The organism is Bradyrhizobium sp. 604_D8_N2_3 (assembly GCF_051810765.1).
Lineage (GTDB): Bacteria > Pseudomonadota > Alphaproteobacteria > Rhizobiales > Xanthobacteraceae > Bradyrhizobium > Bradyrhizobium barranii.
On sequence record NZ_JBPWPM010000001.1, the window covers coordinates 1,190,013 to 1,214,948 of the forward strand.

Consider the following 24,936-nt stretch of genomic DNA (forward strand, 5'->3'; position numbering starts at 1 on the left):
CGATGCTTGAGGTCAAGGACATCAACCTGTTCTACGGCGCGGCGCAGGCGCTGCGCGGCGTCTCCATCGCCGCAGAGCCCGGCAAGGTCACGTGCGTGCTCGGGCGCAACGGCGTCGGCAAGACCTCGCTGTTGCGCGCCATGGTCGGCCAGTATCCGATCTCCTCCGGCGCGATCGTGCTCGACGGCAGCGACATCACGGGCCTGAAGCCCTATGAGCGGGCGCGCAAGGGCATCGGCTTCGTGCCGCAGGGCCGCGAGATATTTCCGCTGTTGACGGTCGAGGAGAATCTCAAGACCGGCTTCGGCCCGCTCAAGCGCGAGGACAAGCACATCCCGGACGACGTGTTCTCGCTGTTCCCGGTGCTGCAGTCCATGCTCGGCCGGCGGGGCGGCGACCTCTCCGGCGGCCAGCAGCAGCAGCTCGCGATCGGGCGTGCGCTGGTGATGCGGCCAAAGCTGCTGCTGCTCGACGAGCCGACCGAAGGCATCCAGCCGTCGATCATCAAGGACATCGGCCGTGCCATCTCCTACCTGCGTAACCTCGGCAACATCGCCATCGTGCTGGTCGAACAATATCTCGACTTTGCCTGCGAACTCGGCGACAGTTTCGCGGTGATGGATCGCGGCGCGGTGAAGTTCTCCTGCGACCGATCCAATCTCGATCCGGCCGAAATCAGCCGCCAGATGGCGCTGTAATCCGAAAATTTCTGCCGCGGCCGGCTGGGGAGACGGATGCGCAGCGACGCTTTGACGACATCTTCGGTTTTCGAGGCGAACCGCGCCCGCGGCGCGGTGCGCTTCGACGTCCATGCGCGCGATGGCGTGACGCGGCGTGGCGTCTTGCATGAGTCCGGCTCCCTGCGCGTGCGCTTTCCCTCGCCGGAGGGCGAGGGGCTCTCCGGCGTGTTCGTCAACACGGCTGGCGGTGTTGCCGGCGGAGATAGTTTTGACATCGAGATCGCGGCAGGGCAGGGGTCGCGCCTGACATTGACCACCGCTGCGGCCGAGAAGGTCTATCGCGCGCCAGGGGCGGCGGCGCAGCTCAATATCGCCTTGAAGGTCGCCGCAGGCGCGCATCTCGGCTGGCTGCCCCAGGAGACGATCCTGTTCGATCGCGCCCGGGTCCATCGTCGTTTCGACATCGAACTCGACGAGGCCGCCTCGCTTCTGCTTTGCGAGATCGTCGTGTTCGGCCGCACCGCCATGGGCGAGCGGATGGAGCAGGGCGAGTTCTTTGATCGCTGGCGGCTGCGTCGTGGGGGCAAGCTGGTGTTCGCCGAAACCGTCAGGCTCGACGGCAATATCGGTGCAAAACTTGGGCGATCGGCGGTGGCCAAGGGCGGTGCCGCGATCGGCACGGCGCTGATCGTTCCCGGCGACGAGCGGCTGATCGAGCGTATCCGCGAGGCCTCGGAGTCATTCGCCGGCGAGGTCGGAATCTCCGCCTGGAATGGCTTTGCAATGGCGCGGTTCTGTGCCCAAGATGCCGCGCGCTTGCGCGCCGACATGATGGCGGTGCTGGCGCGGACCGGCGCGGCGCTGCCGCGGCTGTGGCTGAGTTGATGGCTGCTGAATTGATGCATTGAACGGAAGAGATGCTGCATGAACCTGTCTCCCCGCGAAAAGGACAAGCTCCTGATCTCGATGGCGGCCATCGTCGCCCGCCGCCGGCTGGATCGCGGCGTCAAGCTCAACTATCCCGAGGCGATCGCGATCATCTCCGACTTCATCCTCGAAGGCGCGCGCGACGGCCGCACCGTCGCCGAGCTGATGCAATCCGGCGCGCAGGTCCTCACCCGCGACCAGGTGATGCCGGGCATTCCCGAAATGATCCACGACATCCAGGTCGAGGCGACCTTTCCGGACGGCACCAAGCTTGTCACCGTGCACGAGCCGATCAGGTAGGAGCGAGAGCATGATCCCCGGCGAACTCTTCATCCAGGACGGCGAGATCGAGCTCAATGCCGGCCGCAAGACCGTGACGCTGACGGTCGCCAACACCGGCGACCGCCCGATCCAGGTCGGCTCGCACTACCACTTCTTCGAGACCAACCCGGCGCTGAAATTCAATCGCAAGAAAGCCCGCGGCATGCGCCTCGACATCGCCGCCGGCACCGCCGTCCGCTTCGAACCCGGCCAGACCCGCGACGTCCAGCTCGTCGCGGTGGCGGGGAAGAAGACGATCTACGGTTTTCGTGGCGACGTGATGGGGAAGCTGTGAGTCATGCTTCCCGCCATCCGCCTTATCTCGGAAGCCGCTGAGCTGGCCGCGCGCCGGCACAATGGCATGGCGCGCAAGGGGCGGGGGAACGAGCCTTACATCAATCATCTCGCGGAGGTCGCGAACCTGCTGGCGACGGCGACCGATGGCGCGGATGCCGAGCTGGTCGCGGCCGGGTGGCTGCACGACGTGATCGAGGACACCGACACCACTCGCGAGGAGCTCGCACAGAAATTCTCTGATCGCGTCGCCTCTCTCGTCGTTGAATGCACCGACGACATGAGCCTGCCCAAGCCAGAGCGGCGACGCCGGCAGATCGTCGATGCACCGAAGAAATCGGCCGGCGCCAAGCTGATCAAGATCGCCGACAAGATCAGCAATATCGGCGCGCGCATTCATTCCGACCCGTCCGCCGAAGAGCGCGACGATCTCGCCGACTACACGGGCTGGGCTGAGCAAGTCGTCGCCGGATGCCGTGGCGGCAATTCGTGGCTCGATGCAAAATTCGACGATGCCGTAAGCGCAGCGAGGGCTTCGCTGTGAACAACCAAAAATTCAAACGCAAACGGGGCTTGTGATGTCCGTCAAAATAAAGCGTTCCGTCTATGCCGACATGTTCGGCCCGACCACCGGCGACAAGGTGCGGTTGGCCGACACCGATCTCATCATCGAGGTCGAGAAGGATTTTACCACCTACGGCGAGGAGGTGAAGTTCGGCGGCGGCAAGGTGATCCGCGACGGCATGGGGCAGTCGCAGGTCACCAACAAGCAGGGCGCGGCCGACACCGTCATCACTAATGCGCTGATCGTCGACCACTGGGGCATCGTGAAGGCCGACGTTGCGATCAAGGACGGCATGATTTCGGCGATCGGCAAGGCTGGCAATCCCGACATCCAGCCGGGCGTCACCATCATCGTCGGCCCCGGCACCGACGTGATCGCGGGCGAAGGAAAAATCCTCACTGCAGGCGGCTTCGACAGCCACATCCATTTCATCTGTCCGCAGCAGATCGAGCACGCGCTGATGTCTGGCGTCACCTCGATGCTCGGCGGCGGCACCGGTCCCTCGCACGGCACGTTCGCCACCACCTGCACGCCGGGACCGTGGCACATGGGGCGGATGATCCAGTCGTTCGACGCCTTCCCGGTCAATCTCGGCATCTCCGGCAAGGGTAACGCGTCGCGGCCTGCCGCCCTGGTCGAGATGATCAAGGGCGGCGCCTGCGCGCTGAAGCTGCACGAGGACTGGGGCACCACGCCGGCTGCGATCGACAACTGCCTGTCGGTGGCCGACGATTACGACGTCCAGGTCATGCTGCATTCCGACACGCTGAACGAATCCGGCTTCGTCGAGGATACGATCAAGGCCTTCAAGGGCCGTACCATCCACGCCTTCCACACCGAGGGCGCCGGCGGCGGTCACGCCCCAGACATCATCAAGGTCGCGGGGCTGAAGAATGTGCTGCCGTCCTCGACCAACCCGACGCGGCCCTTCACCCGCAACACCATCGACGAGCATCTGGACATGCTGATGGTGTGCCACCATCTCGATCCCTCGATCGCGGAAGACCTCGCGTTTGCGGAGAGCCGCATCCGCAAGGAGACCATCGCGGCCGAGGATATCCTGCACGATCTCGGCGCGCTCTCGATGATGTCCTCGGACTCGCAGGCCATGGGCCGACTCGGCGAGGTCATCATCCGGACGTGGCAGACCGCGGACAAGATGAAGAAGCAGCGCGGGTCGCTCGACCAGGACAAAGGCAAGGACAACGACAATTTCCGCGTCAAGCGCTACATCGCCAAGTACACGATCAATCCTGCGATCGCGCACGGCGTGTCGAAGCTGATCGGATCGGTCGAGAAGGGCAAGCTCGCCGATCTCGTGCTGTGGTCGCCGGCCTTCTTCGGCGTCAAGCCGGACTGCATCATCAAGGGCGGCTCGATCGTCGCCGCCCCCATGGGCGATCCCAACGCCTCGATCCCGACGCCGCAGCCGGTGCACTATCAGCCGATGTTCGGTGCCTTCGGCAAGGCGCGCACCACGTCGTCCGTGGTGTTCACCTCGAAGGCGGCGGTCACCGGCGGCCTCGCGCGAAAGCTCGGCATCGACAAGAAGCTCTATGCGGTGCAGAACACCCGCGGAAAAATCTCGAAGAAGAGCATGATCCACAACGACGCCACGCCCAATATCGAGGTCGATCCCGAGACCTACGAGGTGCGCGCCGACGGCGAACTGCTCACCTGCGCGCCCGCCGAGGTGCTGCCGATGGCGCAGCGATATTTCATGTACTGAAATAGCGCCTGGACGCATGCCCCCGGCGCAGGCCCGGGGGGCGGCTTTTCCGGTTTTGCGTTCGACCCCGCCTGGTCTAAGGTCCCGCCCGGTATCTTACCTTAGAAGAAAAGCCGGGAGGATTTCTCGTGATTTACGTCGTTGCCACCTTGACCATCAAGCCCGAGACGCGCGCCGAATTCATTGCGGCCGCCACCGCCTGCATCAAGGAGACGCGGAAGGAGCCCGGCAATATCGCCTATGATTTGCACGAGAGCGTCACCGATCCCGCCAAGATGGTATTCGTCGAGCAGTGGGAGAGCGCCGAGGCGCTGGTGCCGCATCGCGCCATGGAGCACATGAAGACGTTCGGTCGCGTCGCGGTGAAGTGTTTTACGGCGCCGCCGAAGATTGAAGTGATCACGCCCGAGAAGGTCGAGACACGGTAACGGGGTAAAAGCATGATCCGGGCGACGCAGGTTAAGGGACAGCACGGCTTCACGGAGACGCCGGCGGATACGGTGGTGCTCGATTTCGACGACCGGCACCGCCGCCGCATGGCGATGACGGGGACGCGGGGCCTCGAATTCCTGCTCGACCTGGAGAATGCCGTCGCGCTGCGCGGCGGTGATGCGTTAGTGCTGGAGGACGGCCGGCTGGTCGAAGTGGTCGCGGCGCCCGAGCCGCTGCTGGAGATCCGCGGTCGCGATCCGCACCACCTCATTCGCGTCGGCTGGCATCTCGGCAATCGTCATTTGCCGACGCAGATCATGGCCAAGGGCCTGCGCATCCGCCGCGACCATGTCATCGAGGCCATGGTGAAGGGCCTCGGTGCGCGCGTGATCGAGATCGAGGCGCCGTTCGATCCCGAAGGCGGCGCTTACGCCGATGCCGGCCATGCACATGGCCACGACGACCATGCGCATCACGATCACGGCCATCACCACCACGATCATGGCCACGATAACCACGATCATGCCGCGCATGACCACGGCCACGACCATCACCACGACGAGCATTGCGACCACCCCGACCACCACCACGGCCACAAGCATGCTCATGACCACAAATGAGCCGGTGAGTGCCGGTGACCTCGCCGAGCGCGAGGCGGCGGCGCTGTACCGGCTGATGACGTGGCTGTCGCCGGCCTTTCCGGTCGGCGGCTTCTCCTATTCCAGCGGCATCGAATGGGCGGTCGAGGCGGGCGACATCACCGACACCGCGACGCTGGCCGACTGGCTCGACGCCATGCTGGGCGATGGTTCCGGCTTTTGCGATGCGACGTTCCTGGTCCACGCCTATCGCGCCACTGAGTTGGGCGAAGACACCACCTTGAACGATATCGCGGAGCTCGCCGCCGCCTTCGTGCCGTCGCGCGAGCGGCAGCTCGAGACGACCTCGCAGGGCCGCGCCTTCATCGACATCTCCCGTGCCGCGTGGGACGCCAACGGGCTGGATGCCATGGTTGCGGCATGTCGCACGGCACTGGTCTATCCTGTCGCCGTCGGTGTGGTCGCCGCGGTGCACGGCGTGCCGCTGGCGCCGACGCTGCATGCCTTCCTGCATGCGCTGGTTTCGAACTGGATTTCGGCGGCGAGCCGCCTCATTCCGCTCGGCCAGACCGACAGCCAGCGGGTGCTGGTGAAGCTGGAAGCCGCCGTTGCTGCGACCGCCAATCGTGCGTTGAATGCGACATTGAACGACCTCGGCAGCGCGACCTTCCGCGCCGATCTCGCCAGTCTGCGGCACGAGACGCAATATACGCGGCTGTTTCGCTCGTGAGCGGTGCGGCCTTTAATCCATCAAGAGAGAGCGAGTGACATGTCGAAATCTCACGGCCCCTTGCGTGTCGGAATAGGCGGCCCGGTCGGATCGGGCAAGACCGCGCTGATGGACCTGCTCTGCAAGACTATGCGCGAGCGCTATGACATCGCGGCGATCACCAACGACATCTACACCAAATGGGATGCGGAATTCCTCGTGCGCTCGGGCTCGCTGACGCCGGACCGTATCGCCGGCGTCGAGACCGGCGGCTGCCCGCACACCGCGATCCGCGAGGACGCTTCGATGAACCTGGCCGCGGTCGCCGACATGCGCGCAAAATTCCCCGGGCTCGACCTCGTGCTGATCGAGTCCGGCGGCGACAATCTGGCTGCCACTTTTTCCCCGGAGCTCGCCGACCTCACCATCTACGTCATCGACGTGGCGGCCGGCGACAAGATCCCGTCCAAGGGCGGCCCCGGCATCACCCGCTCCGACCTCCTGGTCATCAACAAGATCGACCTCGCGCCCCATGTCGGCGCCTCCCTGGAGAAGATGGAGACGGACGCCAGGCGCATGCGCGGCGCGCGCCCCTTCGTCATGACCAACCTGAAAAAGAGCGAGGGGCTCGACCAGATCGTCGGCTTCATCGAGGCCAAAGGCGGCCTGAAACGGGCGGGCTGACGGCGCGACGACGTGGCGCAGGCGTTTTCCGCCGTTAACGTCTGGGGCAAAAGCCGCATCCGCGGAACAAATTTCGGACACGGCGATTAACTACCTCCGGTGCCCGGAGCAAAGCCTTCATGGCCAGACCATCGGCCGGGCGAATTAAGCTTTTCAGGCGACCGAAGTTGCGTACTGATGCCTCCTCCTTCATTATCTCCGTTACTGGGGTCCACTCTGTTTCGGCACATGGCCGTTCGAGCGGCGTTGATATGCTCCGTGTTTATTGCCGACCTGCTGTTTTCGCCTGAGTAGTCGAAGTGGTCCGGCTGGGTTTTATCATCGGTTTCATCGCCCTGCTCGGAGCCCTGCTCTCCGGGCTCGCGGCCTATCGCGTCCACGACCAGGAGCTGGCACTGGACCGGATCGCGCTGGCGCGCGCGATCGACGTCCATGCGAGCCTGGTCCAGGACCGGCTGACCGAGCGCGAGCTGCTCGCGCGTGTCGCCTCAGGCTTGTTCCGTGCGCCGTCGGTCATCAAGCCGAACATGCTGGAGCCGCTGCGCTCGGCCATCTACGCCTTCAAGACCGATTTCGTGGTCGCCGGGTGGGTCGCCCGGCTGAAGCCGAACGAGCTTCTGCCGGCGGAGGACGCGATCGCGAGCGCCGGCTTCCCCAATCCGCAGATCCGCTCGTATGACGACAAGCCGATCGATCTTGCGAAGGTCACCCAGCCGATCGACGTGCTGATGGACCTCGAGCCGCGCAGCAACGAGACCAAGGCGCTGCCCGGCCGCAGCTACGAGCAGGATCAGGTGCGCAGCGCCATGCTGACGCGTGCGCGTGTCGAGAAGAGGTCGGTCGCCTCGGACCCGGTTCAGTTGCTGCGGGGCGGCGGGCCCATCGGCATCATCGTGGCCGCGCCCGTCATTCCCGAGGGTGCGACCGAGCCGGCCGGCTTCGTCACATTTTCCTACGAGCTCGCCTCCCTGATGCTGACCAATGACGACATGTCGTTGTTCTCTGTCGCGCTGAAGGATCCGCGCAGGGAAGGTGGCGAGCTCGTTGCCAACGACCAGGGCGTGGTCTCGTCACGCATGACGGCCGCGGACGGGCCGGCGCCGTCGGCGACGCGCACGGTGAGCTTTGGCGGGCGCGACTGGCATCTCGGCTACTACGCCAAGACCAATTCGGCGCGGCGCGCCGAGCAGACGGCGATCATCGTGGCGGCGATCGGTTTTGCCATCACCGCGATGGTGTGCGGCCTGTTCGGCTATGTCGCCTACAACAATCTGCGGCTCAGCCGGGAAATCCAGGTGCGGATCGGCTTCGAGCGCCGGCTGACCGCCGTCATCGACGAGCTCAACCACCGGGTCAAGAACATCCTGGCGGTGATCCAGTCGATCGTGACGCGCACGCTGCGCCACGGCTCGGACATCGACGTTGCGCGTGAACTGCTGATCGGCCGCATCCACGCCATGTCCAACGTGGTCTCGCTGCTCAGCGAGAGCCAGTGGCAGGGCGTCAAGCTGAAGGGCCTGTTCGAGGCGCGCGCCATCCCGCATGCCGACCGCATCGCCGTCACCGGCCCCGACATCGCGGTCAGCGCACGCGCCGCGCAGAGCCTGTCGCTCCTGTTCTTCGAGCTCGCCTCGCACTCCGACGAAGGTCTGTCGCTGGTCGGAAAGCATCCGCACATCACCGCGAATTGGACGGTGACGGGCGAGGGGACCGACGAGGTCTTCCATTTCCGCTGGGAGGAGTTCAACACCAGCGAGGCGACGCGCCGCCCGGATTCCGATTTCGGCCTGATCCTGCTCGACCGTGTCGCGCCCGAAGCGCTCGGCGGCACCGCCAAGCGCTACTTCACCGACGCCTCCTACGTCTATGAATTGACGGCGCCGATGGAGACGGTGGTCGACATGTCCGAGCGCGACCGCACGGACAAGATCTCGGCGCCGGTCAGGCCGGTGCGATAGAGGTCGCGCTTCAGATTGTTGTTTTGAGCATGATCTTTTCGGAAAACCGCTTCACACTTTTCCGGATCATGCTCTAACCCTTCGGCCGCAGCACCAGGTCGACCAGATTGCGCGCGTAGGCCGGCGTGATCGGTGCAATGCCGAAGACGTAGCGGTAGAACAGGCTGCCATAGATGGCGTCGTAGAGATCCTCGGGCGCTCCCTCCGCCAGGATGCTGCCATCCGTCTGGCCCGCGGCGATCATCTCGACCAGTGCGTCGCGGCGGAATTGCAGGTAGCGGGCATAGAACAGCTCCGCCGAGCCGGTCTTGGAAATGCATTCGGAGACGACGGCGAGCTGCACCTTGCCGAACTCGCCCTGGAGCGCCTCGGCATAGGCCGCGGCATGGCGGCGTGCGCGCGCCGCGGGGCTGCCGGAGCTCGCAGGCGGCAGCGGCAGCATCTGCGCGGCATGATGAAGGAAGGCGTCGATCAGCAGCGCTTCCCGCGACGGCCACCATTTGTAGATCGTCATCTTGGAGACGCTGGAGTGGCGTGCGACGGCGTCGATGGAGGTGGCGGCAAGGCCGGTGGCGGCCATCAGCGCATAGGCGCTTTCGAGAATGGCGTTGGTGGTCTCGATCGATCGCGGCCGGCCGCGCCGGGGCGCGCTGTCAGCCTCATCACCCCCGCCCTTTGCCATCGCCACGCCCGGTCCCCTCACGCAGAGGCTCCCCGCATAGCGCAGCCACAGGTCTCGGCCTAGCAGAATCGCACGATTATTTGGCTAGAGCGTTTTCGAGCGAAGTGGATACCGGTCCGCGTGAAGAAAACGCGTCAAGACAGGAATCCAGAGCTCCGTTCCGATTGGATCGGAACGGAGCTCTAGGCCTGCTGCCGCAGGGCGGCCGGAAGGTCCTGCCGCCTCGACCACGAGATGTAATAGGCCACAGCCGTCATCGCCGCGAAGCCAACGAGGCTTACCGCGATCTGCATCACCACGAGGTTCGGTCCGGTGATCAGGATGAGATGGCCGGCGAAGGACAGGAACACGGCAACGCAGAACACCGCGAGCCATTCCTCGCCGCATGTGATCACCGCCTGAAGCGGCCGCAACTTCAGGCCGGGGTGGTCGGCCGGAATGAGATGGGTCGCGAGGAAGGCGAGCGCGAGGAAATGGATCACGCGATAGGGCGCGAGGTTTTCCTTGTCTGTCGGCGCGATGCTGTTGACGACGAAGTCCGGCAAATAGACGGCCAGCGCGGGCGAATGCCGCATCAAGGTGACGGCCATCGCGAAGATGAGATAGGCACCCGCGAGGATCCGCAGCCAGGACATGCCGTGCAACGCGCGTCCGGAGGCGCCTGTTACGGCGAACCAGCCGCCCAGGACCATCAGCATCTGCCAGCACAGCGGATTGAAGGTCCAGTCCTGGTCCGGATAGACCCGGAAATTCCATTCGAACCAGCGCGCCGCAACGTATAGCGCGACCGATGCCGCCAGCGTCAGGTTCGGCCGCCGCAACAAACCCCATAGCGCAAACGGAAAGAACGCCATCAGCGGGATCATCAGTTGCAGGAGGTCGAGGTTCAGCGGCTCTTCCTGGAGCACGAGGCCGCGGACCAGGATGCGCAGCGGATGATCGAGAATGCCCGAGATGTTGTATTCGTGGATGATCTCCGGCGCCATCGATTGCGAGGCGACATAGGCGATGGTGTCGATATAGATCACGAAGAGCACGACATAGGCAGCGTAGAGCCGCCAGACGCGGCGGAAGATGCGCGTCGCCGCGACGACGTAACCGCGCTCCAGCGCCATCCTGCCGTGAATGATGGCGACGCCATAACCCACCACGAACACGAACAGGTCAGCGGCGCCGCTGAAGCCGAAATTTCGGAGCGTCAGGAGATTAACGACGTTGTTCGGGATGTGGTCGACGAACACCGACCAGTTGGCAATGCCGAGCGTCAAATACAATCTGGCATCGTGATGGAATGCGGCGAGGTTCGCCTTGACGGACGGTTTCATCGCGGAAAATGACTTTTAGAATCACGGGCGCTGCTTTTAGCGGCAACCGCCCGCCTATCCGAGTAGCGTTTGCGTGAGGGGGGCTGGAATTGTCCAATCTGGCGCAAAATTGCGCATGATCGCCGGATGGAATTCCCGCAAGCTCGCTCGTTCCGCCGACGACGAAATTATCTTAGCGCTTCGACCGCTATTCGGCCGGTTCAGCCGAGGCGTCGTCGGATGCGCCGGCGCGACTCGCCATGATTCCAAGGGCGACGCCGCCGATCGCCAGGATCGGCAGCAGCCGCTTGATTCCGATGGCGCGAACGATCTGGAGGCCCGTCGCGAGCAGCATGGGGTCGGCGAGCATGCTCGAAGCGGCCGACTTCGCGGCGCGCTCGGCGGCGATCCGGGCGCGCTTCCGCATCTCCCGCTTGTAGCCCCAATAGCTCCCCGCCGCGGCAAGCGTCAGCAGGAAGAAGATGCCGGCGCCGGCGAGGCAGGCCTGCACCGGTCCGTAGGTCTGAAGGACCGAGATGAAGGCGGCCGCGCAGAGAAAGCCCGTGGTGATGAAGAGCGCGAGTGCCGCGCCCGCGGCGAGCGATGTCAGGCGGACGGTCGTGCCCGTCGATGCGCTGATGCCGTCGATGATGCGCTGTAACATGGCCTTGCTCCTCAGATCCCCGCAAGCCGGCAGCGACGGCGCAACAGCGCCGCCGTAACAACGTCAAGGTTTTGCGCCCACGCTACCGGCGCCAGGCGACGCCGATCAGGAAGCCGATGCCGAGCGCGAGTCCGACGGTCGCGAGCGGCCGCTGCGTGATGGCATCTTCCAGCGTTTCCTCGATCGAGCCGTAGGCGTCTTGCGCAGCTTCCATCATGGCGCTGCCGCGATCCGACATGTCGTCGACCGCGGAATCCACGCTCTCGCGGGCCTGGCGATAGCCGCGGCGGGCCTGCTTGCTGGTGGAATTGGCAAAGGTGTTGAGCGCGTCGGTGATCTGATCGGTGAGGGCGGCGATATCGCTTTTCACGGCTGCTACATCCTTCTCGAGGCGTTCTCTGGTGGCTTTGTCGGTCCAGTCTCTCATCCCGGTTTCGCCATTGGTTGACATCAGGAGCTCCAAAGCTGTTGGCGGCTGAGATAGCCGGAAAACGTTTCGTGCCCGGGTAAGTTCCGTTCGGGAAACCGGTCATGCCTGCGGCAGCTGCGGCGAATTCTCCGGCAGCAGATGCTCCTTCAGGATCAGCCCGACGATCAGGAGCGGCGACGACAGGAATGCGCCCATCGGCCCCCACAGCCAGGTCCAGAAGGCCAGCGCGATGAAGACGGCAAGCGCGTTCAGGGAAAGCCTGCGCCCGATGATGGTCGGCGTGACGAAGTGCCCTTCCAGGAAGGTGATGCCGCCGAAGGCGAGCCCCGCCATCAGTCCGCCGCCGATGGTCGGGAAGGCGACGAGCCCCACCACGACCAGAATGACGAACATCGCGACCGGTCCGATGATCGGGATGAAGTTGAGCGCCGCCGCAAGCGCGCCGAGCCCGGCCGGATTGGGCATGCCGGTGATGGCGCAGATGAGACCGGTTGCGATGCCCACGCCGACGTTGATCAGTGTCACCGTCAAAAGATAGTTGCCGAGATGGACCTCGATCTCGTTGAGGATCCGCAGCGTGCGCAGCCGCGCATCGCGATCGCCGAAATTCATGATCAGCGCCCGCCGCAGGTCGCGCCAGCTCGCGATGAACAGGATCAGGGTGGCGAAGAACAGTAGGAATTCGGCGAAGGTCGGCGACAGGAATTCCAGCGTCGGTTGCACCCATTCGGCTTTCGGCAGCGGAAGGCTTGGCAGCCCCTCGGAGCCGCCCACCATCGTCTGCAACTCCTTCCACAGCGCCAGCGGCCGGTCGAAGACGTGCATCTTCTCCTTCAACTGCGCGCCCAATTCCGGCAGGCGCGAGCTCCACTCCATCGCTGGCACGGCAATCAGCGCGACGACGAAGGCGACCACCGTCGTCACCGCGATCACGATCAGCACGGCGCCGAGGGCGCGCGGCACATGCCGCCGCTCGAGAAAGCTGGCGGCCGGCGACAACATGGTGCCGGCGACGACCGCCATCACGACCGGGAGGAAGAACGCCCTGGCGACGTAGAGCACCGCGACCACGGCAATCAGAAACAGACCGGCGAGCGTAAAGGCGACAAACTCGGTGCGGCGGATCACCGGCGGCAGCTCGACATGGCTGTCGGGAAGCGGGTCGCCCTCGTTGTTGCCGGAAATCAGACGTTCAGTGGGAAGGACGCGCACAATATCTCCTCCCGCACGGAAGCCTCCGCGCGCCCATTGTTGGCAGTAGAACGTCCGGGCGGACGTTCCGGTTCCATCGCGGTTTCGTGAAGTTTTGCTCGCTTGACTGTGACCTCGCTGCCGCAACGAGCGGTGGAACTTGAGTCGGTCCAGCTGCGTTTGTTGGGAGCCGCATCACCTGATGCACATCCAACGGGGCAGCACATGACAAGGTTCTCTCCAGTCCGTCGCCGCTTCTCGCTGCGCGCCACCACCGCCATTGCCTTCGCGACAGCATTGCTGACCGTGCCCTTCGCGGCACAGGCCCAGACGCTCGGCTACGCGCCGATGCAGCCGCAGGGATATCCGCAGGACCCGAGCTATTCGCGGGGTTATGTCAACGCGGCGCCGCAGGCCGCCGACGAGGATGCCGCGCTGCCCGACCGGCTGCGCAAGCAGATCGTCAGCTTCGACCGGAACGAGCCGGCCGGGACCATCGTCATCGATACCGGCAACACTTACCTCTATTACGTGCTCGGCAATGGCCGCGCGATCCGTTACGGCGTCGGCGTCGGCCGACAAGGTTTCACCTGGGCCGGCGTGCAGAGCGTCAGTCGCAAGGCCGAGTGGCCGGACTGGCATCCGCCGGCCGAGATGATCGCGCGTCAGCCTTATCTACCGCGCTTCGTCGCCGGCGGTCCCGGCAATCCGCTCGGCGCACGCGCGATGTATCTCGGTTCGAGCGAATACCGCATCCACGGCACCAACGATCCCACCACGATCGGCAAGTTCGTGTCCTCTGGTTGCATTCGCATGACCAACGAGGACGTCACGGACCTGTTCAGCCGCGTCAATGTCGGCGCCAAGGTGGTGGTGCTGCCGAAGAACGCCCCGCTGATGGCCAAGGGGTACGACAAGGGCGGCGACCCGGTACGCAAGCGCCCGCCGGTGACGACGCTGCCTTCGGGACGGCAGGCGCTGAACATCACGACGTCGGCAGTGAACTGATGGGCGAGGTCATATGAACAGACGTTCGATCGGCAAACTGGCCGGCGGCGCGGCGGCGTGCTTCGCCGTCGCCTCGCTCGGCCTCGCGTTGACGCCGTCGGCGCATGCGGAAGACTTCTTCTCGGCGCTGTTCGGCGGCTTCCGCGCGCGCTCCGCGCCGGAGATCCGCATGCCGTTCCCGACCGATGACATGCCGCGCTACGACACGCCGCGCCAGCGGACCTCTTATGGCGGCGGCATCGCCTATTGCGTGCGCAGCTGCGATGGCCGCTACTTCCCGGCGCAAGGAAACGACGCCGAAAGCAAGGCGAAATCCTGCAAGAGCTTCTGCCCGACGTCGGAAACCTCGCTGGTCTATGGCAGCAACATCGACGACGCCACGACGGACAAGGGAAAATCCTATTCCGACCTGCCCAACGCGTTCCGCTTCCGCAACGAGATCGTCGCGGGCTGCACGTGCAACGGCAAGGATCCGGTCGGACTTGCCCAGGTCAAGGTCGAGGACGATCCGACCTTGCGCAAGGGTGACATCGTCGCGGGCAGCGATGGCCTGGTGGTCGCCAACCGCAACGCCAACGACCGCCGCGGCGTCGCGATGAATTTTTCGCCGCTGCCGGATTCGGTGCGCGCCAGGTTCCGCCAGGTGCCGGTGGTCGCGAAGGAGTAGGGGCGGTGCGGCCTCAAGTAGGTTGCGGCGCTAGCGCCTCGATCTCCAGTGTCGTCCCGGACAAGCGGAGCGCAGATCCGGGATCCATAACCACAGGAAGCGGTTTGACGAAGGCACGTGGTTAGCAGCTCGCGCGCGACAACTTCTCCCTGTGGTTATGGGTCCCGGCGTTCGCCGGGACGACACTGAAGGTGTAGCGGCAGCTTTCTATCCAATCCGCAAGTCCTACGCCGCGCGGATCTTCCCCAGGAAGTCGCTGACCTGCTGGCCGAGCTGGCGGCTCTGCGTCTCCAGCGTTTCCGAGGCCTGCTTGACGTTGTCCGCCGCACCGGCGGCAGCATCCGCGTCGGCCTTCACGCCGGTGATGTTGTCCGAGACGTTCCTGGTGCCCTGCGCCGCAAATTGCGTGCTGCGCGTGATCTCCTGGGTCGCCGCGCCCTGCTCCTGCACGGCGGCGGCAATCGCGGTCGCGACCTCGTTCACTTCGCCGATGATGCCACCGATGGTCTGGATCGCGTTGATGGCGTCGCTCGCCACCCTCTGAATGTCGGCGATCTGCCCGGAGATTTCCTCGGTGGCTTTTGCGGTCTGGCTGGCCAGCGATTTCACCTCGGAGGCGACGACCGCGAAACCGCGCCCGGCTTCGCCCGCACGTGCGGCCTCGATCGTGGCGTTGAGCGCGAGCAGATTGGTCTGCGCCGCGATGGTGTTGATCAGGCCGACGACCTCGCCGATGCGTCCTGCGGACTGCGCCAGCCCTTGCACCGTGCCGTCGGTCTCGCGGGCCTGGTTGACGGCGCGGCTGGCAATGCCCGCGGCGTGCGCCGCCTGCTGGCTGATGTCGTTGATCGAGGCAGACAGCTCCTCGGCCGCGGCGGCGACGCTGTCGACGCTCATGGAGGCGTCGTTGGAGGCCTTGCCGGCGACCTGGACGCGGTCGTTGGTCTGGCGCGACACCGCGGAGAGGTCGCCCGAGGTCTTGCGCATCTCGCCGGACGCTTCGCTCAGTTCGCCGAGCGTCTTGCGCACCGCGCCCTCGAACTCGCCGACATAAGTCTCGACGGCGCGCTGGCGCGCGGCCGCGCCGACATTGCGCTCGCGCTCATGCTCTTCGATCTTGAGCTTCTCGGTCGCCTGCTGCTTGAAGGTTTCCAGCGCGCCGGCAAGCGCGCCGATCTCGTCCTGGCGGTCGAGATAGCCGCTGTCGACGGCAAGGTCGCCGCCGGCGACCTTGAGCATGGCGTCGCGGATGGTGTTGAGGGGATGGATGACGCGGCGGCTGACCAGCATGACCGCGCCGACGGCGAGGCCGATGGCGAGCGCCAGGAGTGCAAGCTGCACGATCAGCGCGCGCTGTGCGGTACTGCGCTGCTCCTGCGTGTAGCTCCGGGCGGCGTCGAGCGCGGCTTCGGCCACCGCGACCGCACTGGCCATACGGCCGACCGTGAGCGGGCTCCACTGGTTGGCCGTCAGCTCGGCCTTCTCACCCTTGACCAGGGTGTCCGCGAGACGGTCGCGCAGGGTGAGATATTGCGGCTCGAAATAAGCGGTCTTGGCCGTGGTCATGGCGGATGCGAGCGCGGGCGGCAATTGCATGCCCGAGGTCGACAATTCCAGCGCTTTCCACATCGCGGCCGTACCGCCGACAAATTGGGTATAGTTGTAGCGGCCCTCCGGCGAGATCTTGCCGGCCGCAAGTCCGGTCGAGACGATCAGTGAGGCCTCGCCCGCGGTGTTGCGGAGCAGCCAGGCGCTCTGCTTGATCGACAGCAGCTGGTCGATCACGGCATCCTGGTGGTTGACGGTGGCGGCGAGGACGCCCGAGAGCTTGTCGAGCACGTCGAGCAGCCCCTGCGTCGTCTCCATGTATTCCTTGGTCAGGCCGGCGCGGCGCTGGTCCTTCGGTTTGGCAACATCCTCCCAGAACTGCTTCTGCTCTTCGCCCAGCAGCTTGTAGAGCCGCGCGAGCTCAGGCACCAGCGCGCCCGATTGCGGGAAGTCGATGCTCGGCAGCAGCTCGAGCGCGCGGGCCATCGCCGGCATCTGGGCATCGCGCAGCGCGCGCAGATATCTCTCGATCTCGGAGTCCATCGGCTCGGTCGCGTTCAGCAGCCGGGACGTGGTCGAGCGGTCGGTGCGCAGATTGTGCATCGCCTTGAACAGATCGGCGGAGGCGTCGGCGATCTGCGAGATGCGGTTGGCGGTCTTGAGGCGGTCCCAGGAGGCGTAGGCGGTGAGCGAGAGTGCAATCACCACACAGACCGACGTGATGGCGATCACCGCCTTCAGCAGCGCGGACACGGTCAGACGATTCAGCATCGAAGCCCCCCAAAATTCCCATTGCAAAGTTCGTCAAGACGCCCCGGCAACATCAAAACGGAGGGGCAGGCAGATCGGCAATCGCATGCCGTTTGCGGCGCATCACCCAAACGGTTTCTGCATCTGAAACGAAAAGGGTAAAGTTTTAGGCAGGCCGGCTGATCGTAGAAGTACGTATTTACTAGAAGTTGCAGTGGGTTGCGGTGATGGAACCTGCGCGGGAGATGGGCGTTAGAACACCGTCAGACAATTTGCCTGAAGGGGGGTCCTTGCGATGCTGGTCGGCGTACTCGTCACCTTTCTCGTCGTCATTCTCGTGCTCTATCTCATCAACATGCTGCCCATGGACGGTCGCGCCAAGCAGATCGCGCGCGTGGTCGTCATCATCATCGGCGTCGTGTCGCTGTTGAAATATCTGACGGTGTTTTAGCGGGATGGGGCGTGTAGCCCGGATGGAGCGCAGCGAAATCCGGGGGCCTGCCCCAAGCAACGCCGGTCCCGGATTGCGCTGCGCTCCATCCGGGCTACGGCCCGAAAACAAAAAAGCCCCGGCGCGAGCCGGGGCTTTGGTGTTTGAATGATCGGGCTTTAGCCCGCAGCCTTGGCCTCGCGGCGGCGCGCGGTGAGGATGTATTCGGTGTAGCCGTTCGGCTGCGTGCGGCCCTTGAAGATGAGGTCGCAGGCGGCCTTGAAGGCGACCCCGTCGAAGGCGGGCGCCATCGGCTTGTAGATCGCGTCGCCCGCGTTCTGCTTGTCGACGACGACGGCCATGCGCTTGAGCGATTCCATCACCTGCGCCTCGGTGATGACACCCTGGTGCAGCCAGTTGGCGAGATGCTGGCTCGAGATGCGCAAGGTGGCGCGGTCTTCCATCAGGCCGACATCGTGGATGTCAGGCACCTTGGAGCAGCCGACGCCCTGGTCGATCCAGCGCACGACGTAACCGAGAATGCCCTGGCAGTTGTTGTCGATCTCCTGCTTGACGTCGTCGGGCGCCCAGTTCGACTTCGACACCGGAATGGTGAGGATGTCGGACAGCTTCGCGCGCGGACCGCCTTTGGTGAGTTCCTGCTGGCGCGCGGTGACGTTGACCTGGTGATAGTGCAGGGCGTGCAGCGTCGCAGCGGTCGGCGACGGCACCCAGGCGGTGGTGGCGCCGGCCTGCGGATGCGCGAGCTTCTGTTGCAGCATGTCCGCCATCTTGTCGGGCGCGGCCCACATGCCTTTGCCGATCTGGGCGTGGCCGGGCAGGCCGTCGATCAGGCCCATGTCGACGTTCCAGTCCTCATAGGCCTTGATCCAGGCCTGCGCCTTCATCTCGTTCTTGCGGATCATCGGGCCCGCTTCCATCGAGGTGTGGATCTCGTCGCCGGTGCGGTCGAGGAAGCCGGTGTTGATGAACATGATGCGCTTGGAGGCGCGCTGGATGCAGGCCTTGAGGTTGACGGTGGTGCGCCGCTCCTCGTCCATGATGCCGACCTTGAGCGTGTTCTCGGGCAGCGAGAGCATCTTCTCGACGCGGTCAAAGATCTCGCAGGTCAGCGACACCTCGTCCGGGCCATGCATCTTCGGCTTGACGATATAGGCAGATCCGGTGCGGCTGTTCTTGACCTTGGAGTTGCCCTTGATGTCGTGAATGGCAAGAAGCCCTGAGACGGCAGCGTCGAGCAGGCCTTCCGGAATCTCCTCGCCCTTCTCGTCCAGCACGGCGTCGGTGAACATGTGGTGACCGCAATTGCGCATCAGCAGCAGGCTGCGGCCGTGCAGCTTGACCTCGCCCTTGCCGTCAGGCGTCTTGTAGCTGCGGTCGGCATTGAGCGAACGGGTCAGCGTTTTGCCGCCCTTCTCGAAATCGGCCGAGAGCGTGCCGTTCATCAGGCCGAGCGTGTTGCGATAGACCAGCACCTTGTCCTCGGCGTCGACCGCGGCGACCGAGTCCTCCATGTCGAGGATGGTCGAGACTGCGGATTCCATGATCATGTCGGCGACGCCGGCCGGGTCGTCCTTGCCGATCGTGCTGCTGCGGTCGATCTTGACCTCGACGTGCAGGCCGTTGTTGGTGAGGAGCACGGCGGACGGCGCGGCGGCATCACCCTGGAAGCCCGCGAATTGCGCGGCGTTCTTCAGCGCCGTTGCGTTGCCGCTCTTCAGCTTCACCGCGAGCTGGCCCGCGACGACGCTGTAGGCGGTGACGTCGGTGTGGCTGCCGGTCGCCAGCGGCACGGCGGCATCGAGGAACGCCTTGGCCTTGGCGATCACCTTGTCGCCGCGCGCCTTGTTGTAGCCCTTGCCGCTCTCGGAAGGATCGTGCGGAATCGCGTCGGTGCCGTAGAAGGCGTCATAGAGCGAGCCCCAGCGCGCGTTCGCCGCGTTCAGCGCATAGCGCGCGTTGGTGAGGGGCACGACGAGCTGCGGGCCGCAGATCTTGCCGATCTCTTCGTCCACATTGGCGGTCTCGACCTTCTGCGTCGCCGGCTCGGGGACGAGATAGCCGATCTCCTTCAGGAACGCGGTATAGGCATCGAGGTCGAACGCCTTGCCCTTGTTGGCACGGTGCCAGTCGTCGATCTTGGCCTGCAGCGTGTCGCGCACGGCGAGCAGCGCGCGGTTCTTCGGCCCCAGATCCTTGATGATGGCGGCGACCCCGGCCCAGAACGCATCCGGCGCGATCGCCGTTTTCGGGGCCGCTTCCTTGGCGATGAAGTCAAACAGGACGGGAGCGATCTTCAATCCGTGGGCGTCGACGCGTTTCATGATGGGCTTTCTTGTTGGAAATGGCTGTTTTTTGGCTGCTTTTGACCCGACAGCAGCAAAATGCGCCCATAGGGGGCGGCTTTCAGGGCCTATTAGCCTCAAAATCGGGGCCGTGAGAAGGCCTCCAAAAGTTGTCAAAATGTCAAGGCGAGGTGTGCGGCCCGACGCACCGTTGTCATTCCCCGCGAAGGCGGGGAATCCAGTACGCCGCGGCTTCTCCGTGACCCAACGCTGTTTCTGGAATACTGGGTCGCCCGGTCAAGCCGGGCGACGACAGCCGGGGAAAATAGGACGGCCTCAAATATTCGCGGCGAGGTCCACGAGCTCGTCGAACAGCACGCCGGTGGTCTTCAGCATCCGTTCGATCTCGTCAGCAGCGTCCGCAACCGTGCGGGCCGACGTGTCGATCACGAGCTCGGCAGCCTCGGGTCGCTCGTAGTCGTTGCCGATGCCGGTGAACGACGCCAGCGCGCCGGCGCGGGCCTTCTTGTAATGGCCCTTGGGATCGCGATCCTCGCAGACCTCTGCCGGCGTCGCGACGTGGATCTCGCGGAACGCGGTGTCGGCGATGCGTCGCGCGGTCGCGCGGTCCTCGCGGGCCGGCGAGACGGCGGCGACGATCGCAATGTGGCCGTTGCGGGCGAGATGGGTCGCGACCTCCGCGAGGCGGCGGATGTTCTCGCTGCGGTCGGCGGCGGAGAAGCCGAGATCGTTGTTGAGCCCGGCGCGCAACGTGTCGCCGTCGAGCAGGATCGGCGAGCCGCCATTGGTGAACAGCCGACGTTCCAGCGCCTTTGCCAACGTCGATTTGCCGGACGCCGGCAGGCCGGTGAGCCAGACCACCGCGCCGTTGTGGCGGTAGCGCGCGGAGCGTTCGTCGGGCCGCAGCGCCGATTCCACCGGCACGATGTCGACCGGCACGGCGCGCTGGCCGGCATCGACCGACAGCACGAGACCACCGCCGGCGATGCGCCCCGAAACCTCGATCACGAGACGGCCGGTCCGCGGATTCTCGGTGTAGGGATCGGCGGCAATCGGGCTCGAAAGGGAAATGTCGATCTCGCCGACATGGTTGCGGCCGATCGCCTTGTTCTCGACGCTCGACAGCTCGCCGGGATCGACCGCCTTCTCGATGGCGACGACGGTGGCGCGGCTCTCCTTCGGGCCGCAGCGGACCAGCAGCTGGTCGCCCTTGGCGAGCGGCTTGTCGTGCAGCCAGAAGATGCGCGCGCGCAGACGGCGGGTCTCGCGCGGTGCGGAGCCGACATGCGCGACGATGTCGCCGCGCTCGATGAACAATTCGCGGTCGAGCGTGATGCCGACCGAGCGGCCCGCGCCCTGCCGTCCCGCGACCGGCGTTACCGGCCAGCTTTCGACCGTCTTGATCCTGGCGATCTTGCCGGCCGGCATGATCACGATCTCGTCGCCGGCAATGAGGCTGCCGGATTCGATGCGGCCCGCGACGATGCGGCGGTCGTCGAACTTGTAGATCGCCTGCACCGGCAGGCGCAGGGCGAGGGCTTCCAGCGGACGCGCCGGCTCGAGCTGGTCCAGCGCCTCGACCACGGTCGGACCCTTGTACCAGCTGATGCGGTCGGTGCGCTCCGCGACGCCGTCGCCGTCGCGGGCCGAGATCGGGATCACGGCCGTCGGCGTCACGCCGAGGCCCTGCAAATGCGCCGAGATCTCGTCGCTGATTTCTTTGAAGCGCTCGGCGCTGAAATCGACGCGGTCCATCTTGTTGACGACGATCGCGACCTGCTTCACGCCAAGCAGGTGCAGCAGATAGCCGTGCCGCCGGGTCTGGTCGCGCACGCCTTCGAGCGCATCGATGATCAGCACCGCGCCGTCAGCCTGCGAGGCGCCGGTGATCATGTTGCGCAGGAATTCGGCATGGCCCGGCGCGTCGATCAGCACGATGTCGCGCGAATTGGTGCGGAAGCGGATCTGCGTGGTGTCGATGGTGATGCCCTGGTCGCGCTCGGTCTGGAGCGCGTCGAGCAGAAACGACCATTCGAACGGCATGCCGCGCCGCGCGCTGACGGCTTTCAGCATCTCGAGCTTGCCGTCGGGCAGGCTGCCGGTCTCGTGCAGCAGGCGCCCGACCAGCGTCGACTTGCCGTGATCGACATGGCCGACGATGACGATGCGGACCTGCGGACGCGTGGTGCCGTTCGGAGTGGCGGGCGAAGCGGGGGTGACGATCATGTTCATAGCCGCGTTGCGTCCTTGAATCAGAGATAGCCGGCGACGCGCAGACGCTCGAAGGCGTCCTCGGTCTCGTGGTCGAGCGCACGGCCGGCGCGCTCCGGCACCTTGGTCTGCTCGAGCTCGACCAGGATCTCGTCGATGGTCGACGCGGTCGACGCGACCGGATTGGTGATGTCCTGATCGCCCAGCGAGCGATAGCGCTTGCCGTCCTTGGCGAGATACAGCGGGATGATCGGAATGTTCTCGCGCTTGGTGTAGGCCCAGATGTCGGCCTCGGTCCAATGCAGGATCGGATGGATGCGCAAATGCGCGCCTTGCGGCGGCGAGGCGTTGAAATGGTCCCAGAACTCCGGCGGCTGATCGCGCACGTCCCAATTGCCTTCGAGCCCGCGCGGCGAGAACACGCGCTCCTTGGCGCGCGTCGCCTCTTCGTCGCGGCGGATGCCGGCGATCAGGCCGTCAAAGCCGAATTTGGCGAGCGCCATCTTCAGACCTTCGGTCTTGCGCGCAGCGGAACGGGCCGCCGGCGGCAGCGTTGGGTCGACGGCATCGATCGGCGGGCAGGGTTCGACGCGCAGGTCGAGCTCCCACTCTTTCCCGTAGTGATCGCGGAAGCGATACATCTCCGGAAACTTCTTGCCGGTATCGACGTGGAGGGCCGGGAACGGCAGCCGGCCGAAGAACGCCTTGCGCGCCAGCCAGATCATGACGTTGGAGTCCTTGCCGAGCGACCACAGCAGGGCGATCTTCTTCAGGCGGCCGAAGGCCTCGCGGAAAATGTAGATGCTCTGCGCCTCAAGCTGGTCCAAATGGTCCATGCTGGGGGCGGTCAGCCCGACGGGAATTTGCTCGGAAACGGGAGCCCGGAAGTCCCGTCCATCTGCACCGGAATCGGTCCTGAGAAGATGCATCTCTGCCACTTTGCGTTTGGAGGCGAATTTTCTATAGTTGCGGTGCAGAAGAGAAGAAAAAATTTTCTCTTTGCGCGCTCGAAACGACACATATATAGAAAATAATTCCAGTCAACCCCGGATGTGGGGGAAGCGAGTATCGCATGCGGTTCTTGCCGGTGTTCCTCGATCTCAAGGCCGGTCCGGTGGTCCTCATCGGCGCGGGTGAGCTTTTGCGCGCCAAGCTGCGCGTGCTCGCTGCTGCCGGTGCGCGCATCCGCGTGCATGCGATCGACGGCAATCAGGACCTGAGCCTCAGTTCCGAAGACGCTGCGCGGGTTGAAATCGCCACTGGCGATCCGCTCACCGCCGATCTCTCGGGCGTCATTGCCATCGTTTGCGCCGGCGCGGGCGATGTCGGCGTTGCCATGTCGGCGCGCGCCAAGGCGCTCGGCCTGCCCGTCAACGTCATGGACGATCTCGAACATTCCAGCTTCATCTTCCCGGCGATCGTCGATCGCGGTGATGTCGTGGTCGCGATCGGCACCGGCGGCACCTCGCCGGTGGTGGCGCGGCGCGTGCGCGAGAAGATCGAGGCGCTGCTGCCGGCCCGCATCGGTGAGCTCGCCGAGTTCATCGGCGGCTTCCGCAAATCCATCAACGAGCGCATCGCCGAGTTTCCGCTGCGCCGCCGCTTCTGGGAGCGCGTCATCGACGGTCCGATCGGCGCGTCTGTGCTCGCGGGCCGCAAGGGCGAGGCCGACGCCGCGATCAGGGCGATTTCCGATCCGTCCGCGTTCGCGCGTGCCGACAAGCCGGAAGGCTCCGTCGCGCTGGTCGGCGCTGGGCCCGGCGATCCCGACCTTCTCACCATCAAGGCGCTGCGCGCGCTCCAGGATGCCGACATCGTCTTCCATGACGAACTGGTCTCCCCTGAAATTCTCGACCGCATCCGCCGCGACACCACGCGCGTTCCGGTCGGCCGCCGCGTCGGCAAGCCCGGCATCGGCCAGGACGCCATCAACAAGCGCATGATCGAGGCCGCGCAATCCGGCCAGCGCGTGGTGCGGCTGAAGGGCGGCGACCCCTTCGTGTTCGGCCGCGGCGGCGAAGAGGTCGAAGCGCTGCGCGCCGCTGGTATCGCCTATTCGATTATTCCCGGCATCACTGCCGGGCTCGGCGGCGCCGCCGATTTCGAGGTGCCGCTCACCTACCGTCATGAAGCGACCCGCATCACCTTCCTCACCGCGCACAAGGCGCGCGATGCCGAGAACGTGGACTGGTCGACGCTGACCGACACCAAAATGACCGTCGTGGTCTACATGGGCATGACCGCGGCCCCCGCGATCCGCGAAGGCTTGTTCGCGGCCGGCCGTTCGCCCGAGACGCCCGTCGGCGTGTTCGCCCGCGTCACGCGGCCGGACGCACAAGGCGCGATCGGCACGCTGCGCGACCTGCCCGAGCTCGTGCGGCGGACCCATGGCGGTCCCGCCATCCTCATCATCGGCGACGTGGTCCGGCATACCGGTTCACTTCGCCGCGAAACACCCAAACAAATCATCTCTGACCTCCTGGATGCTGCCGAATGACCTCTCCCTTGCAAAAGAAACTTAAAATCAGCGATTCCTCCGTCGTGACCGCTAACCGTACCTGGGATGGCGTCGTGGTCTACCGCACTGCTGCCAAGGGCTGGTCGGCTGACCTCGCAGACGCCGCGATCGTGCGAAACTCCGATGAGGCGAAAGCGTTGCTCGCCGAGGCCGTGGCCGATGACGTCGGCGCGATTGGTCCCTATATCGCTCCGGTCCAGATCGGCGAGGACGGCAAGATCGTGCCCGGAAATCTGCGCGAGCAGATCCGCCGCGATGGCGTGACCATCGACTTGCCGGTTTAATCGCAGGTCGGGCTGTAAGGCACT

At 65.1% G+C, this 24,936-nt stretch carries 25 protein-coding genes; 16 read left to right on the top strand and 9 right to left on the bottom strand.

Features of this window, described 5'->3' with window-relative positions:
- The first annotated feature begins 2 nt into the window (after nucleotides 1–2).
- The 11 genes from urtE (at nucleotide 3) to AB7245_RS05650 (ending at nucleotide 8,898) form a co-directional block, all read left to right on the top strand.
- A complete protein-coding gene (gene urtE / locus AB7245_RS05600; protein ID WP_008131878.1) occupies nucleotides 3–698 on the top strand; it encodes an urea ABC transporter ATP-binding subunit UrtE in 696 nt (231 codons plus the stop codon).
- 36 nt (nucleotides 699–734) lie between these two features.
- A complete protein-coding gene (locus tag AB7245_RS05605) occupies nucleotides 735–1,565 on the top strand; it encodes an urease accessory protein UreD (protein WP_085401878.1) in 831 nt (276 codons plus the stop codon).
- Between the two features lie 39 nt (nucleotides 1,566–1,604).
- Nucleotides 1,605–1,907, top strand: coding sequence for an urease subunit gamma (locus tag AB7245_RS05610; protein WP_085401877.1), 303 nt, complete (start codon nucleotides 1,605–1,607; stop codon nucleotides 1,905–1,907).
- Between the two features lie 10 nt (nucleotides 1,908–1,917).
- Nucleotides 1,918–2,223 (top strand): urease subunit beta, encoded by a 306-nt coding sequence (locus AB7245_RS05615; protein ID WP_085401876.1) that lies wholly within the window; start codon nucleotides 1,918–1,920, stop codon nucleotides 2,221–2,223.
- Between the two features lie 3 nt (nucleotides 2,224–2,226).
- Complete coding sequence (locus AB7245_RS05620) at nucleotides 2,227–2,766, top strand: HD domain-containing protein (protein ID WP_085401875.1); 540 nt, start codon at nucleotides 2,227–2,229, stop codon at nucleotides 2,764–2,766.
- Nucleotides 2,767–2,800: 34 nt separating this feature from the next.
- Nucleotides 2,801–4,516 (top strand): urease subunit alpha, encoded by a 1,716-nt coding sequence (gene ureC / locus AB7245_RS05625; RefSeq protein WP_085401874.1) that lies wholly within the window; start codon nucleotides 2,801–2,803, stop codon nucleotides 4,514–4,516.
- 128 nt (nucleotides 4,517–4,644) lie between these two features.
- Entirely contained in the window at nucleotides 4,645–4,944 is a 300-nt protein-coding gene (locus AB7245_RS05630; protein WP_014498210.1) for a putative quinol monooxygenase, read from the top strand.
- Between the two features lie 12 nt (nucleotides 4,945–4,956).
- Nucleotides 4,957–5,568: an urease accessory protein UreE gene (locus tag AB7245_RS05635; RefSeq protein WP_085401873.1), complete on the top strand. Its 612-nt coding sequence runs from the start codon at nucleotides 4,957–4,959 to the stop codon at nucleotides 5,566–5,568.
- Entirely contained in the window at nucleotides 5,549–6,277 is a 729-nt protein-coding gene (locus tag AB7245_RS05640; RefSeq protein WP_085401872.1) for an urease accessory protein UreF, read from the top strand. Before AB7245_RS05635 ends, AB7245_RS05640 begins: the two co-directional genes overlap by 20 nt.
- 39 nt (nucleotides 6,278–6,316) lie before the next feature.
- Complete coding sequence (gene ureG, locus AB7245_RS05645) at nucleotides 6,317–6,940, top strand: urease accessory protein UreG (RefSeq protein WP_063980981.1); 624 nt, start codon at nucleotides 6,317–6,319, stop codon at nucleotides 6,938–6,940.
- 299 nt (nucleotides 6,941–7,239) lie between these two features.
- Nucleotides 7,240–8,898, top strand: a complete 1,659-nt coding sequence (locus AB7245_RS05650) for a CHASE domain-containing protein (RefSeq protein ID WP_014498206.1) — start codon at nucleotides 7,240–7,242, stop codon at nucleotides 8,896–8,898.
- A gap of 73 nt (nucleotides 8,899–8,971) precedes the next feature.
- Here the strand turns inward: AB7245_RS05650 and AB7245_RS05655 are convergent, their stop codons facing one another.
- From AB7245_RS05655 to AB7245_RS05675, 5 genes are all read right to left on the bottom strand, one after another.
- Complete coding sequence (locus tag AB7245_RS05655; protein ID WP_038959396.1) at nucleotides 8,972–9,580, bottom strand: TetR/AcrR family transcriptional regulator; 609 nt, start codon at nucleotides 9,578–9,580, stop codon at nucleotides 8,972–8,974.
- 182 nt (nucleotides 9,581–9,762) lie between these two features.
- A complete protein-coding gene (locus AB7245_RS05660) occupies nucleotides 9,763–10,905 on the bottom strand; it encodes an OpgC domain-containing protein (RefSeq protein WP_085401871.1) in 1,143 nt (380 codons plus the stop codon).
- Between the two features lie 187 nt (nucleotides 10,906–11,092).
- Complete coding sequence (locus tag AB7245_RS05665) at nucleotides 11,093–11,548, bottom strand: hypothetical protein (RefSeq protein ID WP_085401870.1); 456 nt, start codon at nucleotides 11,546–11,548, stop codon at nucleotides 11,093–11,095.
- Nucleotides 11,549–11,630: 82 nt separating this feature from the next.
- Nucleotides 11,631–12,002: a DUF883 family protein gene (locus AB7245_RS05670; protein ID WP_028148389.1), complete on the bottom strand. Its 372-nt coding sequence runs from the start codon at nucleotides 12,000–12,002 to the stop codon at nucleotides 11,631–11,633.
- 75 nt (nucleotides 12,003–12,077) lie between these two features.
- A complete protein-coding gene (locus AB7245_RS05675) occupies nucleotides 12,078–13,190 on the bottom strand; it encodes an AI-2E family transporter (protein ID WP_085401869.1) in 1,113 nt (370 codons plus the stop codon).
- 204 nt (nucleotides 13,191–13,394) lie between these two features.
- Here AB7245_RS05675 and AB7245_RS05680 point away from each other — a divergent pair, with 204 nt between their 5' ends.
- Nucleotides 13,395–14,177 carry a L,D-transpeptidase gene (locus AB7245_RS05680; protein WP_063986079.1) on the top strand — a complete coding sequence of 261 codons (783 nt, stop codon included), beginning with the start codon at nucleotides 13,395–13,397 and terminating at the stop codon, nucleotides 14,175–14,177.
- A 13-nt stretch (nucleotides 14,178–14,190) separates the two neighbouring features.
- Nucleotides 14,191–14,844 (top strand): DUF2865 domain-containing protein, encoded by a 654-nt coding sequence (locus AB7245_RS05685; RefSeq protein WP_085401868.1) that lies wholly within the window; start codon nucleotides 14,191–14,193, stop codon nucleotides 14,842–14,844.
- A gap of 225 nt (nucleotides 14,845–15,069) precedes the next feature.
- On the opposite strand, the gene AB7245_RS05690 is transcribed toward AB7245_RS05685, so the two are convergent.
- Nucleotides 15,070–17,163 (bottom strand): methyl-accepting chemotaxis protein, encoded by a 2,094-nt coding sequence (locus tag AB7245_RS05690; protein WP_085401867.1) that lies wholly within the window; start codon nucleotides 17,161–17,163, stop codon nucleotides 15,070–15,072.
- Nucleotides 17,164–17,437: 274 nt separating this feature from the next.
- Between AB7245_RS05690 and AB7245_RS05695 the strand changes: the two genes are divergently transcribed.
- The gene (locus AB7245_RS05695; protein ID WP_011084288.1) at nucleotides 17,438–17,593 is read left to right on the top strand and encodes a Thivi_2564 family membrane protein; all 156 of its coding nucleotides are present in this window, start codon (nucleotides 17,438–17,440) and stop codon (nucleotides 17,591–17,593) included.
- A 158-nt stretch (nucleotides 17,594–17,751) separates the two neighbouring features.
- Here the strand turns inward: AB7245_RS05695 and AB7245_RS05700 are convergent, their stop codons facing one another.
- The 3 genes from AB7245_RS05700 to cysD form a co-directional block, all read right to left on the bottom strand.
- Nucleotides 17,752–19,917 carry a malate synthase G gene (locus AB7245_RS05700; protein ID WP_085401866.1) on the bottom strand — a complete coding sequence of 722 codons (2,166 nt, stop codon included), beginning with the start codon at nucleotides 19,915–19,917 and terminating at the stop codon, nucleotides 17,752–17,754.
- Between the two features lie 297 nt (nucleotides 19,918–20,214).
- Nucleotides 20,215–22,131 (bottom strand): adenylyl-sulfate kinase, encoded by a 1,917-nt coding sequence (gene cysC, locus AB7245_RS05705; protein WP_085401865.1) that lies wholly within the window; start codon nucleotides 22,129–22,131, stop codon nucleotides 20,215–20,217.
- A gap of 20 nt (nucleotides 22,132–22,151) precedes the next feature.
- On the bottom strand, nucleotides 22,152–22,946 hold the full coding sequence (cysD, locus tag AB7245_RS05710) for a sulfate adenylyltransferase subunit CysD (RefSeq protein ID WP_063980990.1): 795 nt from the start codon (nucleotides 22,944–22,946) through the stop codon (nucleotides 22,152–22,154).
- A gap of 236 nt (nucleotides 22,947–23,182) precedes the next feature.
- Between cysD and cysG the strand changes: the two genes are divergently transcribed.
- Nucleotides 23,183–24,607: a siroheme synthase CysG gene (gene cysG, locus AB7245_RS05715; RefSeq protein WP_085401864.1), complete on the top strand. Its 1,425-nt coding sequence runs from the start codon at nucleotides 23,183–23,185 to the stop codon at nucleotides 24,605–24,607.
- Nucleotides 24,604–24,912: a DUF2849 domain-containing protein gene (locus AB7245_RS05720; RefSeq protein WP_071916679.1), complete on the top strand. Its 309-nt coding sequence runs from the start codon at nucleotides 24,604–24,606 to the stop codon at nucleotides 24,910–24,912. The genes cysG and AB7245_RS05720 overlap by 4 nt, the downstream gene beginning before the upstream one ends.
- The last annotated feature ends 24 nt before the right edge of the window (nucleotides 24,913–24,936 follow it).